Source organism: Pontibacter sp. E15-1 (assembly GCF_022601975.1).
In the GTDB taxonomy this organism is placed as follows: Bacteria; Bacteroidota; Bacteroidia; order Cytophagales; family Hymenobacteraceae; genus Pontibacter.
This window is the reverse complement of record NZ_JAKVIR010000027.1, coordinates 66,584-85,987: the sequence shown is the minus strand read 5'-3', so window position 1 is coordinate 85,987 and position 19,404 is coordinate 66,584. Positions and strand designations below refer to the sequence as shown.

The window sequence follows — 19,404 nt, the reverse complement described above, 5'->3', positions numbered from 1 at the left end:
CTGCTAAAGGTGCTTGGCTTCTTGTTAGCCAACCATTTTTCTTTTTACCTTTAGAGCCTACCACACAACTTGAGTTACTATAACAAAAATATCACTTTCAATAATCTGATTGAAAATAATGTAATAGGAGTTATGGCCTGGAACTACCCTAATAACCGTAATGACATATCTGTTTCCGAAAAAGCAACTTACTCTAACAATACATTTCTGCCAAACCCAATAACGAAACAAACAGAGAAAGACGAATTTTTGAGTTGGCAACAAAAACTTCAGCTGAATAATATAGTCTTGGGACCAAGTAAAGGCGGTTCTACAAATCCAGAAACACCATCCACTACAGGTAAAATTACGCGAGAATATTGGTCTAATGTGCATTCTACCAACTATAGTGACATCCCGACCGCTAGTCCCCCCACCAGCATTTCTGAGTTGACGCTGTTTGAGGCTCCTTCCAACGTGAGCGATAATTACGGACAGCGTGTCCGAGGATTTGTTACAGCCCCAGAGAATGGTCAGTACACCTTCTGGATCGCTGCCGACGATAAAGCAGAACTTTATCTGAGCTCCACCGAGGACCCTGCCTCCAAAGTCAGGATTGCTTTTACAGACAACTATACTTACTCACGCGAGTGGGTTAAGTACCCGTCACAGCAATCCGCTAAGATCATGCTTCAGGCAGGTAAGCGTTACTATATTGAAGCTCTGCACATAGAGGGCGGCGGCGGCGACAATCTGGCCGTAGGATGGCAGCTGCCAAGCGGCATAATGGAAAGACCGATAGTTGGCAATAGACTCTCGCCTTATACTACAACCGTTGGTACAACAGCTGTTGCATCAACATTAGAGATCGCTGATGTTGACATCAATTCTCAAAAAACCATCGCTTATCCAAATCCATTCAGCAGTAAGATTACACTTAATTTCAGGAATCAGATTATGGAACTGCAACAATTAGTATTGTTGAGTCCGACTGGACAAGTTATATACCAGAGCAATTCAGTGGAATTAGAAGACAGTAAACTAGAACTCGATCTCTCGGGTTTGAAGATGAAAGCAGGTCTTTATCTAATTAAATACACAGATAATCAAGGCAACTCAAATAGCCTTAAAGTATACATGAAGTAGTTCCTGATTTCTCCTATATAGCAGCCGTAAACAGAAAGGCCAGCAATTGTTGCGGGCCTTTCTGTTTACGGCTGCTATATGTTTTAACACACCAGTAGACAATATGCCTTTGGGAGTTATGCACTGCCAAATGTACTGACAGGCTATTTCATCGTGTCGAAAAACTACCCCTATCCAGTTACCAAGGCAAAACCATTTTTTAGCGGAGGATTGTATTCTCATAGTGTTCGCTCAGAGCATATCTCTGCGTCATAATGTAAATCCTGATTTACTTAAATTCGCCTCACCCAATACCCCAAAAGAGACTAACAGCATCAAAGCATATCCTATGTTTGTCATTACATATTAACTTGTATACAAAGAGTAGAGAGGAGGGATAAAGATTTCTAAGCGTATTTGGTCTTTAGAGCCTGTTAAACATGAGAATCCCCTTCCTTTTCTATGGTTACTTCGGACAGCTCCATAAAGCATTGAAGCTTGCATCAGGATAGAGAAAGCCGCCATAGTCTCCTCTTCAAGTTTATCTAGTTTACACACTTACTAATACTTAAAGTTATGGTCCCACAAGCAGAACAGAAAGTAGTAGGCATTGATGTAAGTAAAGAGTCGCTGGTGATATGCCATCTGGTTGATGGGAAGGCACAGCACATGGAGGCAGGCAACGACAAGGCTGGCTTCAAACTGCTGGTCAAGCGCTGCGGGGCAGACAGTCTGTATGTGATGGAAGCAACCGGTGTTTACTACCTGCAGTTGGCTTACTACCTGGTGGAGCAGGGAACGCAGGTGGCCGTGGTGAATCCCGTTGTCATCAAGCGTTACATTCAGATGCGCCTGGGCAAAGGGAAGAGCGACAGGAAGGACGCCCAGTGGATCATGCGCTTCGGGGAGCACAACCAGGTGGACTGCTGGCAGCCGGAGGAGCAGGTCATCGTGGAATGCCGGCAACTAGAGCAGGTAATCGAACAGCTCATCAAGCAGAAAACCATGGTCATCAACTCCCTGGAAGCGTTAGACCGGAAGCCAGTGGTGAGCCAAGTGGCCGTCAAAAGCCTGAGGCAGACACTGAGGCTGCTTGAAAAGCAGGTCCGCGAGATGGAGGAGCGCTTGCTTTCTTCCCTGGAGAAGACTTATGAGAGGGAGATCAAACTGCTCTCCTCCATTCCCGGGATTGGCAGAAAAACGGCGGCTATGCTGCTGCTGTTTTACGGAGGCTTTCAGAAGGTGGACAACTACCGGCAGCTGATTGCCAAGGCAGGCCTGTCGCCCCGGGAGTTCACATCCGGCACCAGTGTCAGGGGCAGGGTGCGGATCACCAAAATGGGGGGAGGCTTGATCAGGAGCAAGCTTTTTATGTGCAGCTTCTCGGCCAAAAAATCGAACGCCGCCTGCAAGGCGCTCTACGAGCGGCTCGTGGGCAAGGGGAAGAACGGCAAGCTGGCTCTGATCGCTGTCTGTAACAAGCTCCTCAAGCAGGCTTTTGCCATCGTCAAGTCAGGCATACCTTATCAGGCTGATTTTGCTAATAATTACTCCTGTAAAGCTTGACTTTTAACACAGTTCATGTTTAGTTATATGCTATGAATTCCAGTTTCCCATTCCCGCTTTGCCATTCTTCATTATCTTCTATACCTTATTTCAAACCCATCAATTCTGGAATTTTATTCAAATGCAAAGCTGATTTGATCAGCTTCCCGCTTAAAAAAACGTAACCTTTTTAGCAGTATTAAAAAAAGGTTTAACCTATTGAATACCAGACACTTGTTATATATATTTAGAATATAGCATCTTTTATATAATATCACTTTTTTCAGAATATTTTAAGATGAATTAGTTTTTTCAAAGTTTTCGTCATTATATTTGCAACAACTTATACATGAAGTCTTAAAAATAGCGCCAACGAATACCCCTTTCATGTTAAGCCTCCACTTATCTCATTAGCCACTACGCCAATAGTCGCTAACGACCGGAGAGCTTACTAAAGACTATTTTTTAAGTACAATTTCACCTTTTAGCCAAAGTAGATGAACACTTCATACCCTCCACTAAGGAAGGGCGCTAGCACTATTTTGCTTGCTCCGGCCCTGTTAGTAGCCTTGTTTCTCTGTTCTTTTTCCAACGCATTTGCCCAAAAGTATAGTGGCCCGCTCGTGATCACCAAAGGTGGTACGTACAGCGGTAACTGGGAGTCGAGAGACTCAGAAGTAGCTGCCGTGGAAATCAGGACCAACGAAACCGTTATTATCGAGAACTCCAATATCCGTGGCGCAGGCCCGCTTATCAGAAGCTTAGGAAACTATATAAACCTGACAGTGCGCCACACGAGTGGTTACGGAATTACACCTACTCCATATAAAAGTTACAAGAAAACCCGCCGCTTTTTGGGTATAGATGTGTTTAAGAATGTAGTGGTTGAGAACTGCTACATGGAGAACACGGCAGGTATCTATATAGGCAAGAGTTACGAAGGCAACGGTTCTGCCTCCGAGACAATCAAGATCCGCTACAACATCGCCAAGAATATCGATGGCCGGGTTTATGGCGGAACGAGCATGGCCCAGTTTGTGCAGTTTAACTTCAAAAATAGCATCCGCCATGCCGAAATAGCCTGGAACCAGGTGACAAACGAGGCTGATAAATCTCAGGTGGAAGATAATATCAGTATGCACAACTCCCGTGGCACATCTGATTCCCCAATCCGCATCCATAACAACATGATTTACGGTGCCTTCCCGATCCCCTCTACTGCGTCTCAGTATGCTGGTGGCGGTATAATTGCCGACGGTGACGGCGGCATCAACGAGTGCCCGGCCTACATTGATGCCTATGAAAATCATTTGGTTGGCTTAGGCAACTATTCTATGGGCATCGCGGCGGGTCATGACATCCGTTACCACCACAACACAGCTGTAAACGCAGCCACTTACGAGAACGGAAACAGCTTCAAAATGAACACCTCTGGTTTTTGGAGCAAAGATTACAACCGCCTCGGAACCACTTTTTCTAACACCATAGACAATAACGTAATTGGGGTGCTCGCTTGGGGGCCTCACCGCTCCTACCGCAACGATATCTCTGTGGCAGAAAATGCCGATTTTAAGAACAACACGTTACTGCCAAACCCAATCTCCAAAAACACGGAAAAGGACGAACTCAAGAGATGGGATAAAAAGCTAAAGCAGAATGGTATTGAACTTGGCCCAAATGGATCCGGTACCTCAACTCCTGCCAACCAGGCTCCTACAGTTAGCCTAACGATGCCAAAGACGTTCCTTCAGGGGTTAATAAACCTTACCGCAGAAGCTAAAGACGAAGATGGTAGCATTACAAAAGTAGAGTTCTACCTGGGATCGACAAAATTAGGGGAAGACACGAGCGCTCCTTACTCCTTTGCCTGGGTGAACGCTATACCTGGCACACATTCCATCAGTGCCATAGCTTATGACAACGACGGTGCTTCCACTAGCTCGTCAAGCTCATCCATACAAGTTGATGCTGAGACTCCGAAAAACACCTCTGAAGATGACGAAAGCAACGATACAGCAACTGGCTCAGGAATGATCACAAGAGAATACTGGGATAACATCTACGGTTCCAGCATCAGTGCGATACCATTTTCATCTACCCCTACCAAGACATCGGAGCTAAAATCATTTGAGGCACCGACGAACATCGGCGACAACTACGGTCAGCGCATCCGCGGCTATATAACGGCCCCTGTTAGCGGCCAGTATACCTTCTGGATCGCAGGTGATGATGACGCACATCTCTATCTGAGCACATCAGAAGACCCAAACAGCAAGCGGAAAATTGCTCATGTAAATGGCTGGACCACCTCTCGCCAATGGGATAAGTATTCTTCGCAAGAGTCTGAGAAGGTAACGCTGGTGGCAGGAAAGCGCTACTACATCGAGGCCCTGCAGAAGGAACAAGCTGGTGGCGATAACCTTGCTGTGGGCTGGCAGCTGCCAAACGGCAGTATGGAGCGTCCTGTCGCCGGAAAAAGGTTATCCCCTATCGAAGAAGAGGATAGCAACACCACTACGCCAATTACCAGCATCGAATTAAACGGTAGAATTAGGCATGATATCTGGTTAAACGTGTCTGGCCATAGCGTAAGCGATGTGCCTGTTGACAAGAAACCGAGCAAAACTACTGAGTTGAGCTCTTTTGAGGCACCCTCTAATGTAGGCGACAACTACGGCCAGCGCATCAGTGGCTACATAACTGCTCCTACCAGTGGCCAATACATCTTTTGGGTATCAGGCGACAATAACGCAGCGTTGTGGTTGAGCACCTCTGAGAACCCGGAAAAAAAGGTAAAACTCGCACACGTGACTGGCTGGACTAACCCCCGTGAGTGGGATAAGTACTCTTCCCAAAAGTCGCATAAGGTGACCTTAGAGGCAGGAAAACGCTACTACATAGAGGCACTGAGCAAAGAAGAAGGTGGCGGAGACAACCTGGCCGTGGGATGGCAGCTGCCAAACGGAGACATGGAGCGACCGATTGCCGGAAACAGGCTATCATCAGGCAGTGAGAACATCTCGGCCATGAAGATTTCTAATGCAGAAGCCGCTACGCAGGAGCCATTCTTCTCTACAGCCACTGCATACCCTAACCCGTTCCATGAAGTGGTGACGGTGAACTTTGGAAGTGAGGAAACAGAGCTGGCAGCAGTTGCCATCTATGGCCAGGACGGACGCGTGCTCTACGAAGACAGCAAACCAACCCTGACTGACAACAAGCTGGAACTGAACCTGGGCGGCCTCAATCTGCGCGGTGGGCTATACATCCTGAAGTACACTGACAGCAAAGGTACCAGCAACACGATTAAGCTGATAAAGCAATAGGCAACTCTTAAAAAGTAGCTATATAAAAAGGAGGCCCTGCAACAATTGCAGGGCCTCCTTTTTATATAGCTACTTTTCTTATTCCTCTGATTAACTTATCCATACCTCAGCTATACCTAGTACGCATTCCTACCAGGTATGCGAACTGTTCAATTAATTGGGGGTATAGAAGATCTGTTTCCAGATCAGGTGAAAGTATTAGCCAAATTATACTTACGGCGTTAAGGGCCTCCTTCTTCCAAAACCCTTACAGGATAACAAGCAGTGGAGATTGAAATGCATCAACTCCCGTAAGGAGCTGGGTGGTATGGATTTTTATACCCACTGCATATCTATTTTATCTCGCTACAAACACTGGCTTGTTGGGCAATGTGCGGCAGGTTGGACTGCTTGCGAGGCACCCCGAAAGCTTTCGGGGCGCCATGAAGAGGATCTATGCGTACCGATCACTTGATATTGGTATATGGCAACAAAAAAGGCCCCGCTCTATTGAGCAGGGCCTTAACTTTACTGTCCATCAACGTTCGTGGCGGAAGTAACAGTGATGATTCAATCCTGGCAATTCAACTTACTCCAGAATAACTACTTTCCGGTTCAGCTTGCGGGCATCCGAAAGCATCAAGAGGTTATAGATACCGGCTGAAATGGCTTTTTTCGGTGCGATAGTGGTCTGTAGCGTGCCATCCGGGCGAGCCGCTGCCTTTTGCGTTAGAACGGTTTTCCCGGTCAGGTCTGTGAGCACCAGCTGCACCTGCTCGTTTGGCTCCAGCGATGAAACATACACCCGCAGTTGCTCTCCGGAGGTTGGGTTCGGGAACACCTCGTAAGTACCGGCGAAGGTGTTGTTGTCTGTCATGCCGAGGGCGGTAGAGCCGCAGTATACACCGCTCCCGCCATTGAAGGAGCTCACGATTTCTTCCTGCGTCAGTGCACGGTTGTAGAGTTTCAGCTCATCCAGGTCGCCGTTGTAATGGTAGCCGTTGTCGCGGTTCATGTAGCCGATATTGATGGCGTCAGCGCTTTCGAACCCTTTTTCATAGAAGTATTCAGCCTCATCCATCAAAACGCCATCGATGTAGAGCTTTGACTTCTTATTACTGCCATCGCGCACCGACACTACCTGATGCCAGGCCCCGTCGTTGATCGGCTGGCCTTTCTCGCCGATGTAGATGCCCACATGGTCGAGATCCTTAAGCATGAACATGGGTTGGCCTTTCGTGTTCATACCTACCCACCAATGCACTTCAGAGTCTTTCGCATCCCGGCCCACAATCACGGCGTTGTTGGGCAAGGCCGCTTCAGAGCGCATCCAGAGGGAAATCGTGAAATTGGCGTCTTTGCCCCAGTTGAATTTTGTGCCGTCTTCGATGTCCAGTTTTGTGGCCTGACCATTAAATCGCACGGCTTTGGCAAACTTGCCTTCGGCGCTTTCCGGACAAGTGGCGCAAACGGCCGCTGTGGCGGAGGCGAAATCCTGCTGTGGGGAGCCTGCCTCGTTGTCCATTCCAAAATAATGCTGCAGGCCCGGCAGACAGCTTTGTAAGCTTGGCTGGCTGGCCTCCCCTACGGAAATACTAATCGGGGCGGAAACAACCGTATGACCGGCCACATCCGTCGCTTTTACCGTGATGCTGTATGAACCTGCGGGTGCCCCGGCCCAGGTAAAGCTGAAAGGCGCTTCAAAGACCTCATCCAACAGTGTCGTGCCTCTAAAGTACTGCACACTTGCCCATTCTCGGGTGGCCTCGCCAAACGAGAGCTGGAAAGGTATGGGCTGGCCCACAGCGTGCACCGAGTTATCAGAGGGGGAAGCGATGGCCACTGCCGCCACTGTGCCCGCGCTGCAGTCCGGGTAAATGTCTACGTAATCCGTGGCCGACAGGCCGCCCGCGTCTGTCACCTTCAGGTGAATGCGGTAAAAATATGTCTCCCCGTCACATCCGATCGGCGTAAGCAGCGTGGTGGTCTCTGGGTTATTGTCGATCGGCTCAGGGTGCTGGTGCGTGTTATGGTGCATCACCGTCTGCCACTCATAGGTCAACTGGTTGGCGCTGTGCTCGGCATCTGCCACGGCGGCTTTCAGGATATACTCTGTCCGGTCGGTCAAGGGGTACTTCGTGCCTCTTGCCGGGCTGGTGATGTTGACCACCGGAGGGGTGTTGTTGAGTGTGATCTTGAGTTTGGCCGAGGCGGTTGCTCCCTTCTCATCGGTTACCGTCAGGGTTACGTGGAAGATTTTGCCGATTTCTGTTCCCGTGAAGGTATGCTGCGGATTAACAGCGGTCGACACGGCGGAACCATCCCCGAAATTCCATTTATACGTGAGGGCATGCCCCTCCGAGTCGGTGGACTTGTTGCCAGTGAACTGAACGGTCAGTGGGCTGGAGCCATACAGCTTGTCGGCCTCTGCCACGGCTTTCGGCGGGATGTTCTCCCCGTAGTATATGATCTTTTTGATTTGCGTGGCATAGTTGATATAGTAAAGCTCGCCGCTCACCGGATTCATGCCAAATGCCACTACTGCTGCGCCTTCGTCGATGAAATTGCGGATGGCTTTCGGGTTGTTGTTTGCATCAAATGTTGCGTTCCGGATGGTGCCTGCGCCGTAGTCGCCGAAGAAGTAGGTGTTTTGGTACTCAGCGGGCAACGCAGTGCCGGTATACCAGATGCCGCCCGTGGCCGAGCTGCCGTAAAACGGTGTGCCTGCAACGGGAGAGCCAGCGGCACCGATGCTGATGACGTCGGCGTCATTTCCTGTGAAGATCCCTGTTCTGGTGATGGCCTCCGGAATGACGACGTTTCCATTGTCATCCTGATCCGCCACGCTGTTTACCCAATCAATGGCCGGGCGGGCGTGCTCGAATGTGTTTATACCCTCCGGGATCGCCACTTCGAAGCGGCAGGGGTTGTAGAAATAGGGGTCTCCGGTGGCAACGGGCTGCCGGAGCAGGTCGCCATAATAAAAGTACTCCTGTGTGCAGTTGCCCTCTCCGAAAAGCGGGTTTCTGGTGGTCGTGTTCGGCACTTGCTTGTGGAAGTAATAGCGCTGCTTCTCCAGGCCCTCGTAAATAGGCCAGCCGAAGTTCATGCCGCCGCCTTTTACCACGTTCAGCTCTTCCCAGTCCTGCCAGCCCACATCACCCAGGTATAACACGCCCGGGTTGCTGGCGTTTCCAGTGCCAGGTCGCAGCGTAAATCGGAACGGGTTGCGCACGCCCAGCGCCCATACCTTCGACTTTGCAGCATCCGGGTTTGCGCTGCTGTAAAACGGGTTGTTGGGCATACCCTTTCCGGTAGCGGGGTCGATGCGCAGGATTTTACCGTTCAGCGACTCCAGCTGTTGGGACCGGAAAGCGCCAATGTCGTTTTTGGGGGTGATGATGCCATCGGCCAAGGCCTGCGGCACAAAAGTGTCGTTCGGGTCTGCGGGGTTATACCCTGTGTCAAGCCAACCTGCGGTAGCGCCATCTCCGGCCGAAATCAGCAATGATCCATCAGCTCCGAAAACCAGCGAGCCCACCCCATGCGACACGTACAATATCGGAATACCTGTTTCCGGGGTTTCTCCCAGCAATACCTTGCGGGAGTTCATGTCTACTGTGTGGCGCTCATCACTGGCTTTCGCTGTGTAACGGGTCACGCGGCCGATGGTGGCTGCGTTATACTCATTGGCTGAGGGGCGGTAGGTTCCCTTCCCGAAGTTCATCAGGTGGTGCCTGTCCACTACATACAGCAGGTATATATAACCGTTGGTATCGAAGTTGGGGTCGAGGGAAAAACCGAGCAACCCGTGGTCTCCCCAGTTGCCTACTTCCTCGCTAATGTCGATGAGTGGGGTCTGCACTTTCTCGCCGTTCTCCACAATCCATACCTTCCCGGCCTTTTCCCACACATACATGCGCTTGCCGTCTGTGGAGAATGTGAGCCCGACGGCCGCTTCCCAGTCGTCGCCGACCTCCTCCTCAGCGAAGCCCGTGGGCTGCGCCCACGCCACTTGTGTAAACAATAAAGCCAGCAAAACAAGGCATGGCATAACCATGTGCAAAGGGCGCAGCGTGATGCTGAAAGGGTGCAAAAACTTTAAAAGCGGAGATTTTCTTCTCCCGACTTTGTAAAGGTTCTTCATAAGAGTAATTATCTATGGAACGTACTAATTAAATGATGCAATAAATGGGGTATAAAAAACACACAAGCCATGGGCCAGGGAGGGCGGTGCAAGCAACACAGCCTGTGTTTTTGGAATGTTACGGCAGCAAACAGGCAGGGTTCTCAATTAATGAAACACGCCGGTGTGATACCATTTTAATTTGGAGGAAAATGCGATACAACTGCCCCAAGGCCATGTTATTGCACCATCAATTTCCGGGCAACTATACGTTTGCTCGTCACAACGCTGACATTGTAAATACCAGCCACAAACCGCTCCGTGATAGGTATGGCGAGTTTCAGTTCGCCGAACTCGTCTACCTGTGCAGTTTGCTCCAGCACTTTGCGGCCCGCCAGGTCAGTCACGTAATACAGCACGGTTTCGCCGGCTGGCAGGTTAGTGAGCGCGCCGTATACCTCCCCGGACGCTATCGGGTTAGGATATAGAGTGAAATAGGTGGCAGTAAGCCCTCCCATTTTGATCAGGATGATGTTGGAATAGGTATGGGTCCCGTTCTGGTTGTTGATTTTCAGGCGATAGTAGGCCTTGTCGGGCAAAGGGTCTGTGTCGTTGAAACTGTAGATCTGGCTGGTGTTGCTGTTGCCGTTAGCCTCCACTGTGCCGATAGTCTCGAAAGCCTCCGTGTCGGGTGCGCGCTGTATCTCAAAATTAAGCAAGCCAGCCTCTGCCGCCGTCTCCCAGGTCAGCTGCACCACGCCGTTGGCATACGCACCCTCGAAACGCACGAGCTCCGTGATAGCCTCAAACACGCTGCTATACCGCTCCTGCACTTCTGCCGCGGTGAGGGCGCGCCCAAAGAGTTTTATCTCGTCCAATACTCCCTCAAAGTGATAGCCGCCGCCGTCGTTCAGGTAACCGATGTTCACGGGCGAGCCGCTGTCGAAGCCGCTGGTATAGGTATGCGTGCCCTGCGCCACCTTGGCACCGTCCACATATAATTCAGTCAGGCTGCCAGCGCCATTGCGCACGGCCACCAGCTGGTGCCACTGGCCATCGTTCAGTTTCGGGCCCTGCTGGCCCACGTATACCCCCTGCCACGAAAGGTCGAGCAGCTGAAAGCCCGCCCGGCCCTGCTCATCCACCCCAACCCACCAGTGGGCCTCAGAGTCTTTGGCGTCACGGCCGATCAGCACGCGGTTTCCGGCGGTGCTGGCCTCGGTGCGCATCCAAAGCTCCAGGCTGAAGTTCTCGTCGGCTTTCCAGTCGAAGTTATACCCTTCGGTCACGTCCAGCCCGTCGTCCACGCCATCAAACTCCTGCGCTCCGGACACCACGCCCGACACTGGTTTTGGCCGTGTCTCGGCTGTGGCAACCGCATCGTAAGGGGTATAGAAGTCGCGGTAGCGGGTGCCGCTGATCTCATGCAACATCCAGTGGTGCAACAGGCCCACCTTCTCCCCGAGGTCTTTTTTCACTTTGATGGTATAGCGCTGCGTGTCTTCGCCAACCGAGTTCTGGACTTTGATGGTCACCTCATAGCTTCCCTCCGCTGTGGGTTTCCAGGTCACCTCACCGGTAGCGGCGTTCACAATCATACCGGCAGGGCCAGACACCAACTGAAAACTAGGCTTTGGGTTTCCGACCGCCTTGGGGCTGTAGGCATATTGCTGGCCCGCTACACCGTGTGTTACAGGGGCAGACATGAATTGGGGCTTCACCAGTTGGGGGCCGCAGTAGTTGCCGGCACCGCCATTGTACTGCGCGCGCATTTCTGACTCCGTGAGGGCCCTGTCGTACACCTTCAGCTCGTCTAGCAAGCCCTTGTACCCGTAGCCGTTGTTGAGGTTCAGGAAACCGATGTTAACGGGAGCAGTGCTCTCAAAACTCTCTTTGTAATCAAACTGGTAGTTGCCCACGGTATACCCGTCCACGTAGAGCTTGTTCAGCCGGAGGCGGCCGTCGCGCACAACGGCCAGATGGTGCCACTTCCCGTCGTTCACTTTCACGCTCTCCCCTACCGTGGAAAAGCCGGTGTTGCTGCGGTCATACATCACATACTCCGGATTTCCGTTTTTATTGATTCCCAGCCACCATAGCATCGGCGACTCAGTTCCGTCGCGCCCGATGAGCACCTGGTTTTGGGAGGAGGAGGCACTGGTCTTTACCCAAAGCTCGATGGTGAAGCTGCTGTTGGGGCCCCATTCAAAATGCTGGATGTCTTCCAGCATAAGTCCCTTGCTTTTGCCTTCGAACTGCTGCGCGCCAGCAAAAAGGCCCGCCGCCGGTATAGGGCATGTGCTGCAAGTGGCTGGGGTTGTAGCGACATAATCGGTATAAGTGCCCGCTGCGGTTTCATCCAGGCCAAAATAGTGCACCATCCCGGGCAGGCACCCCTTCGTGGCATTCTCCTGGGCAGAGACAGAGAGCGCAAGAAAACTGAAGCAGATAAAAAGCATTGCCAGCCCTCGCCCCCATCGCCTTAGTGCCTGAAGTGGGGCGGGGCTTTCAAAGGGTTGAGGTGCAAGAGGTATACATTTATATGAAGGAGAAATATGCTTCATGAGTTGCTTCTGATGATGAATAAGGGTAATGGCCAGCATAGAATCAACCCGTGTGCAAATGAGGTTGTCTGGGTGAACATAGGTTTTACGGAGAGCCAGCTCGGCCCGGGCGCAATCATTTGTTTATCAGTACGCTGTTTTAGGGGCTTGGTTCTATTAGAAAATTCAAATTCGCTAATATGCGGCCCAAAGCTCCCTAAAAATGATTCCCGCAGCACTTCTCACTCGCAGCCCCAACCCCGACAGGGTATAAACGCGCGACATGCCAGCCCCGTTCAGCGCATCATAACATTACAGCCTAGCCTATTCCCAACAGCGGTAAGTTGAGGATAGTTTAGGAAGTGGTGTGATCAACAGCGCATGGAACCTAAGACCAGCCGCGCGCAGGCGCGTGGCACCATGCTTACCAGATCTGGGGAAGCTTGCTGTGGGCTTTTGTTTTGCTGGGCATCAGGGTATAACTCAGCGCAATCTCGTTTGTGGACTTTGTGATGGCGCTTGCATCCTGGATCGGGGTCTCGTAGGTATAGCCCACCGACAACTCCCCGAGGCGCAGGCCAGCCGTCAGGTTATAGGCCTGGTCGTTCCGGTAGCCGGCCCCAGCCCAAAAAGCATGCTGGTAAATCGCCTTTACCTGCCCCTCTACCGTGGATCGGGCCAGCTTGTCATACTGATAAATCCCGTTGACCGAATAGCCCCAGTCTCCGCCCAGGCTGGCCCTGTAGCCTGCCTGCGCCACGTGCTTGCGGGTATAAAAGTCCCTCAGGAAATCATCGCCCGACGACACCACCGAGCCAGCCGTTATGTCCTGCATGGCATAGCCCACATAATAGCGCGCCGTCACCAGCGACAAGCCAAGGTTGAGGTCCAGGGTGTTGCTGCGGTTGTTGTTGCCGAGCACGCCGGTATAACGGGGGTCATTCTCCTGATCCACGGTCAGGCTGTTGCCATCAAAGCGTTGCATGCGGTAGGTCAGGGCCGAGCCCCAGCGCAGGCTGACAGATTCCGACAGCCTGATAGCTGAGCCATAGTTGAGGCCCACCAGCGACTCTTTTGCCGGCCCAAACTGATCGTGAAGCAGGATTAAACCCAACGCATGCCTGGCTCCCGTGCCCACGGCGGCTCCCCGGCTCTCGCGGCCATCAAACCGATAATTGTTGCTTTTGTGGCCCAGCATGCCCAAATCCACTTCGGCCGTGGCGAGCAGCGTTTTAGGGGCGTCCTCAAATCCCGTCCACTGGTTGCGGTATAGCGTCCGGACAACGGATCCGTCATACCCTGTCAGCGAGGGGTTGTAGAAATGTTTGTACTGGGAGAAATTGGCGATTTGCTTTCTGCCCTGGCCTTGCACAGTATACACAGCCAGCGCCAAGGCGATACATAGTAAAAGTCTCTTCATTTTCTGCTAGTTAAGAACAGTCAGCACTCCCTTTTGCACCAAGTCAATGTCCTTTATCCGGATAATGTAGAAATACGAGCCTGGCAACACGCGGCCTGTGGCACTCCTGCCATCCCAGCCTTCCTCCGGATCCGTGGTATGGAACAGACGGACACCCGCCCTGTCGAACACCTCTACCTCAACGGCATTGTAGTAGCGCAGTTCCGGCACCGTCCAGGTATCGTTGATGCCATCGCCATCGGGTGAGAAGGCATTCACCAGCTTGATTTTCTCCTGCGGCTGGTACAGGGTTTTGGTCAGGGTGAAGGACTGCTCAATACTGTTCTTATACGGATCGGTGCTGCGCACCCGAATCGTAAATTTAGACACTCCTGACAGGCCCAGGTTCGATCTCAGCGTCAACTCATTGCCCTTGCTAAGCTCAAACAACTGATTGTGAGCGCCTCCCTCCCCTGGCACGAGCGCATACGTAAAGTCCTCGTCGTCCGGGTCGGTGGTAGACAGCGTTCCGATGGTCTCAAACGACTCTATGTCGGGGCGGAATGTGGATTTGCTGAGCGCGATGGCTGTCGGGGGCTGGTTCGGAGCTACCTCCACCACGATGCTGGCAGTTTTGTTGTAAATGTTCGAGGTGTTCTCCTTCAGCTCCAGCACACCCGTCAGGGTATACGTGCCGGGCACGCTGCCATTGTAGGTTCCCTTTTGCCAGGTCACCGTGAGCGTCTCCGTCTCCCCATTGGTATAGGTAACCTGCGCTGTGTTGGGGAGTGGCACATCCTTAAACGCTGTTTTGAAAAGCACTTTAATGCGGGCCATTTCCTGCACCAACTCCACGTTCTTCGTCAACTTCTCCACTTGGGCGGTCACCTCCTGGCCTTTGTTCCCGGCATCGTCTGTCAGGAATAACGTGACAGTCAGTGTGCCGTCTCGCAAGCTCGACAGGTCCAGGCTGGCAATCGAAAAGCTTGTGGCTTCCACACGGCCCGTTCCGGCAAGGGGGGTGCCGCCGTTGCTGCTGCCAAGGGTATAGGTATACGTCGTTCCTTTTTCTGTTCCGTCCAGCAACAGGTTCACGTCGCGCTGGTTCGTCACATCCACTCTGTCTACGCCAAAACGAACGGTATATCCGGTCGGGGCTGTGCCGTCGTAGGTCAGCTCCAGTATGTTGGAAGGAGTATTGCCGTTGGTGGCGGCATCCTGCATTTTATCGGCGGGCACCAGCACGGTTACTTTCCCGTTCTGGGCAGGTATGATCCGGGCCGTGTACACCAGCTCCGAAACCTGCTCCAGTTTCTCAACTGATGCATTCGTATGCGTGATGTCGGCAAGATCAAACCCAGTGACTGACTCGCTGAGATTGAACGTGACGGTAAAGGGCGCATTCGTCAGTCCGGGCGCTGTAGTGGTCAGTGATATGGCTGGGCGGTCGGCATCATACAGCAATTTCAGCTGATTGGATGCCTGGTTGCCGTTAGTGGCGGCATCCTGCACGCTGTTTGCGGCCAGGGACACAGCAACCTCCCCGCTGGCTGCCGGCGTAACCCGCACGGTATACGTTTGGGCATCTGCCTTGCTTAGCTGGGAGGCAGATGCGTTTGTCAGGCTTAAGCTTTCGGCAGTAAAGCCCAGTACTGGCTCACTGAAACTAACCGTTACGGTAAAAGGCGCTTTGGTAGGATTTGGGGCTGTTGTGGACAGCACCACGGTTGGCTGCTGCACATCATAAGTCCTTTTTAGCAAGGCAGAGGCGATGTTTCCGTTTTTTGCCGCGTCGAAAGCCATGTCAGCGTTCACCTGCACGTGCACCTCGCCGTCTGCTGTCGGAACGATGCGTGCGGTATACGTACTGCCGTTCACTGTCGCAAAGTCTCTGGCCGTCCCGTTCAGGAGGGTGATATCCGACAACTCAAAACCAGTCACGTCTTCGCTGAACGCAAAGGTGGCGGTAAATGCGGTGTTCACTATAGAAGGGGCCTCCGAGCTGATCGTCAGGCGTGGGCGCGTCGCATCGTATACCGACTCCAGCTGGTTTGAGGCCTTGTTGAGATTCCCGGCCAGGTCTGTCACCTTGCCAGCCGGAAGTTTCACCTGTACTGCCCCGTCTGCGGCAGGCGTGACCGTGGCTGTATAGCTTGCCTTTGTCAGTCCGGTAAGGTTGCTGAGTGTGCCGTTCGTGACGCTGAAGTCAGCGGACGCCAGTGTGTATACATCCTCCGTAAAGGTGATGCTGATTTGATAGGGAGCGTTCAGGGGGGCATTTGCGGCTTTGGAAACAGTTGCTTCAGGTGCCGTCAGGTCCACGATAACTGTAAGCGGGGTGCTCCCTGCGCTTGTGTTGCCGGCTGCATCTGTGGCCGTGGCCTTGAACAGGTATGTGTTCTGCACCAAGGCAGTGGCTTCGTAGCTGAAAGACCAGTTTCCGGTCGCATTTGCCTTTGTTGTGCCGAGCACTGTCCCTTTTTCTGAAAGGGTCACGGTGGCGTTTGCCTCTGCCCTTCCGGAGAGAACAAGGGAGTTGTCGGACGTAACCTGATCATTCGCTTGAGGGCCACGGTCTTCTGACACGGCCAGCAGCACAGGTGCTTCCGGGGCTTGCGTATCTACGCGCCAGGAGTAGGAAGCCGGAGATGCATCGGTGTTTCCGGCGGCATCCACTGCCCGCACGGAAAGCGTATGAGGCCCTTCCTGTAGGTTTGAGGCGGTATAAGGATTTGTGGTTGCCGCATATGCTGCCCCATCCAGGCTCACCCAAAAAGTCACACCCGCTTCGTTGCTGCTAAAGCTGAACCGGGCCTCCTTGCTGTTGCTGTCGGCGTCGGGGCCTTCCACAACTGTCGTTTCCGGTGCCTTGCTGTCTATCATGAAAGTTCGGGTCGCGGAGGCTGCGCTGGTGTTTGTCGCCGCATCTGTGGCTTTTGCCGTCAGTTGGTGTGTGCCTTCTGCCAGTGCCGTAGCAGGCACAAAACGCCACGTCCCGTCTGTTGCAGCCGTTGTGCTGCCAATCTGGTTGCCTCCTATATAAAGTGCCACATTGCTGCCTGCCTCTGCCGACCCGGAGAAAGCAGGCTTGTTGGTATTCAGCAAGGCATCTGCTGCCGGAGCTGTGATGAGGGGCGCGGCGGGTGCCTGGGTATCCACTACCCAGGTATGCGTTGCGGGGCTCGGATCGAGGGTGCCTGCCTGGTTCTTTGCCCTGACGCGCAGGGTATGGCTTCCATCTGAAAGGCTACTCAGGTTTAGCGGGTTGCTGACAGTGGCAAATGCCGCTCCGTCCAGGCTCGCCTCATACGTTACGTACTGCCTGTTGCTGGAGAAAGTGAAGGCGGCAGTCTTTTGGTTGGTGATGGCGGCAGGTGCCGTTTCAATTTTTGTGTCGGGGGTTGTGGCATCTACCGTAAAGGTATTGGTGTTGCTGACAGGGCTTTCGTTGCCTGCCGCATCGGTTGCCTTGGCCATGGCTTTGTGTGTCCCGTCAGCAAGCGCTGCTGTGGGTACTAGCGACCAGTTCGCGTTTGTGGCCGTTGTGGTGCCAATCGCCGTACCATCTACCAACACGGTAACGGTACTGCCCTCTTCCGCCGTCCCGGAAAAAGTGGGTTTGTCGGTGGCCAGGAACGCGCCATCGGTAGGCGCTGCCAATACTGGGGCCGCCGGGGCCTTGGTGTCGATCGTCCAGGTATACGCGGCGGGGGACTGGTCAATGTTGCCGGCGGCATCAATGGCCCGCACCTGCAGGGTATGGGGGCCGTCGGCGAGGTTGTTCAGGGTGATTGGGTTGGTAGCCTGAACAAAGGCTCCTCCGTCAACGCTGATCTGGTAGGTCACGCCGCTCTCATCACTCGAAAAAGTAAAGGCGGCGGCACTGCTGTTCGCGTCTGGCTTCGGCTTGACGGTAATAGACGTTTGGGGAGCCTGTGTGTCCGGCGCCGTAGGCTGCACGTTCAGAAGCTTGTCCAGGGCGCTGTACCATACCGGGGCCATTTTATTGTAGCCAGTCATCGCAGGATGCAGATAATCTGCCATGTCGCCTCCGTCTGCAACGTATTTATATATAATACCGGCTCCGTCCTGCATGTCCACAAGTTCCAGCCTGTCGCCAGCGGCTATTCGCTGCGCAGTGTAAGAAGCTAGCATTTGATTGAACTGCAAGGTGTTCTGTGCTTCCGTTGGGGTTTCGCAATTGCCCTCATAGCAGACGCGCTTGATAATCTTGGCCACGATGACGGTGACTTCTTTTCCCACCCGTGCTTCGTACGCATCCACCTGATCCAAAATATTCTTTATATCGGTCATGGCGTTCGCACTGCCGTCCACCCAGTTTGTGCCAATGTGCAACAAAATAATGTCTGGGTTATATTTGTCTAGATAAGGGCCATTTCCAGGTCCACGGTATTCTCCGCTGGAATAAAACTCAAACCTCCCGTCTTTCAGCAGCAAGGCGATATCCTCGTCACGGGCGCCTCCGAAGCCTGCATGGTCGGTGTCGCGCATGAGTGCGCTGCCTGTGCTTTCGCTTCCCACAAAATCATACAGTCCTTGCGACCGGGAGGCATCCAGCAGATCCGCTAGCTTGTCGCGGTAGGCCGCCTTGTTTTCTTTGGCCACAGCACTGCTTCCTCCCTCGGTGTTAGAGTCCCCCAGAGGCATTATTTTATACACCTTGCCTTGCTGATGGGTGGTGCCGCTCACTACTATACTATAAGGAGAGGCATCTCCCCCATTAATCGCCTTAACACGGTAGTAGACTTTCTGATTGTAGTAAAGGCCGGTGTGCCGGAAAGTGGTGGTGGGAGCCGCAACTGTTTGCAGTCGGATAAACGTGCCAGTCTGGCCGGTGGTAGACTTCTCCACTTCATAGGACGTGGCACCCGACACGGGCGACCAGCTGATGGTGATGGCACCGACCAAAGAGGGCTTGGCTTGGACATCCTGAGGGGCTGAGATTGCAAAAGCAACCTTTTCCGCGCGCGGATTTGCTACAACCCCACTGCCACAAAAGGCAAGCAGGACGACAAAAAGTGCCTGGCGCAGGTAAACATATAAGGGCATAGGGTAATTGTGGTGGTTAGGCTTGTGTATCGGAAACCTATATAACGGTTTTGCTATACCTAGGTTACCGAAATTTTGCGGTTTGCGCCCATGTACGTACGGCCTCGAAAAAAGGTGCCCACTTAGCCAGATAATTTTTTAGTATGCCTCAGAAATGGTCATACATAGTGTTTTCTATTTATTTGAAAAAATATATAGTGAATGGCACAACCTTTTGTCTCAACATCTATATAATAGGGTATAAATTTAATGCACCAACGCTCTACACTACCTGGTAAACGAAACTGCAGCATATTCAAAATCATTCAGTTA

At 52.5% G+C, this 19,404-nt stretch carries 7 protein-coding genes; 3 read left to right on the top strand and 4 right to left on the bottom strand.

Features of this window, described 5'->3' with window-relative positions:
* Positions 1-69 precede the first annotated feature (69 nt).
* The 3 genes from MKJ04_RS17970 to MKJ04_RS17960 all read left to right on the top strand — a co-directional run bounded on the left by MKJ04_RS17970 (position 70) and on the right by MKJ04_RS17960 (position 5,975).
* On the top strand, positions 70-1,125 hold the full coding sequence (locus tag MKJ04_RS17970) for a PA14 domain-containing protein (protein ID WP_241643052.1): 1,056 nt from the start codon (positions 70-72) through the stop codon (positions 1,123-1,125).
* A 555-nt stretch (positions 1,126-1,680) separates the two neighbouring features.
* The gene (locus MKJ04_RS17965) at positions 1,681-2,670 is read left to right on the top strand and encodes an IS110 family transposase (protein WP_241643051.1); all 990 of its coding nucleotides are present in this window, start codon (positions 1,681-1,683) and stop codon (positions 2,668-2,670) included.
* A gap of 476 nt (positions 2,671-3,146) precedes the next feature.
* The gene (locus tag MKJ04_RS17960; RefSeq protein WP_241643050.1) at positions 3,147-5,975 is read left to right on the top strand and encodes a PA14 domain-containing protein; all 2,829 of its coding nucleotides are present in this window, start codon (positions 3,147-3,149) and stop codon (positions 5,973-5,975) included.
* 568 nt (positions 5,976-6,543) lie between these two features.
* On the opposite strand, the gene MKJ04_RS17955 is transcribed toward MKJ04_RS17960, so the two are convergent.
* The 4 genes from MKJ04_RS17955 to MKJ04_RS17940 form a co-directional block, all read right to left on the bottom strand.
* Positions 6,544-10,101 carry a PQQ-dependent sugar dehydrogenase gene (locus MKJ04_RS17955; protein WP_241643049.1) on the bottom strand — a complete coding sequence of 1,186 codons (3,558 nt, stop codon included), beginning with the start codon at positions 10,099-10,101 and terminating at the stop codon, positions 6,544-6,546.
* Between the two features lie 218 nt (positions 10,102-10,319).
* Positions 10,320-12,539 carry a LamG-like jellyroll fold domain-containing protein gene (locus tag MKJ04_RS17950; protein ID WP_241643048.1) on the bottom strand — a complete coding sequence of 740 codons (2,220 nt, stop codon included), beginning with the start codon at positions 12,537-12,539 and terminating at the stop codon, positions 10,320-10,322.
* 508 nt (positions 12,540-13,047) lie between these two features.
* The gene (locus MKJ04_RS17945; RefSeq protein WP_241643047.1) at positions 13,048-14,043 is read right to left on the bottom strand and encodes a PorP/SprF family type IX secretion system membrane protein; all 996 of its coding nucleotides are present in this window, start codon (positions 14,041-14,043) and stop codon (positions 13,048-13,050) included.
* A 6-nt stretch (positions 14,044-14,049) separates the two neighbouring features.
* On the bottom strand, positions 14,050-19,092 hold the full coding sequence (locus MKJ04_RS17940) for an Ig-like domain-containing protein (RefSeq protein ID WP_241643046.1): 5,043 nt from the start codon (positions 19,090-19,092) through the stop codon (positions 14,050-14,052).
* Between the last annotated feature and the right edge of the window lie 312 nt (positions 19,093-19,404).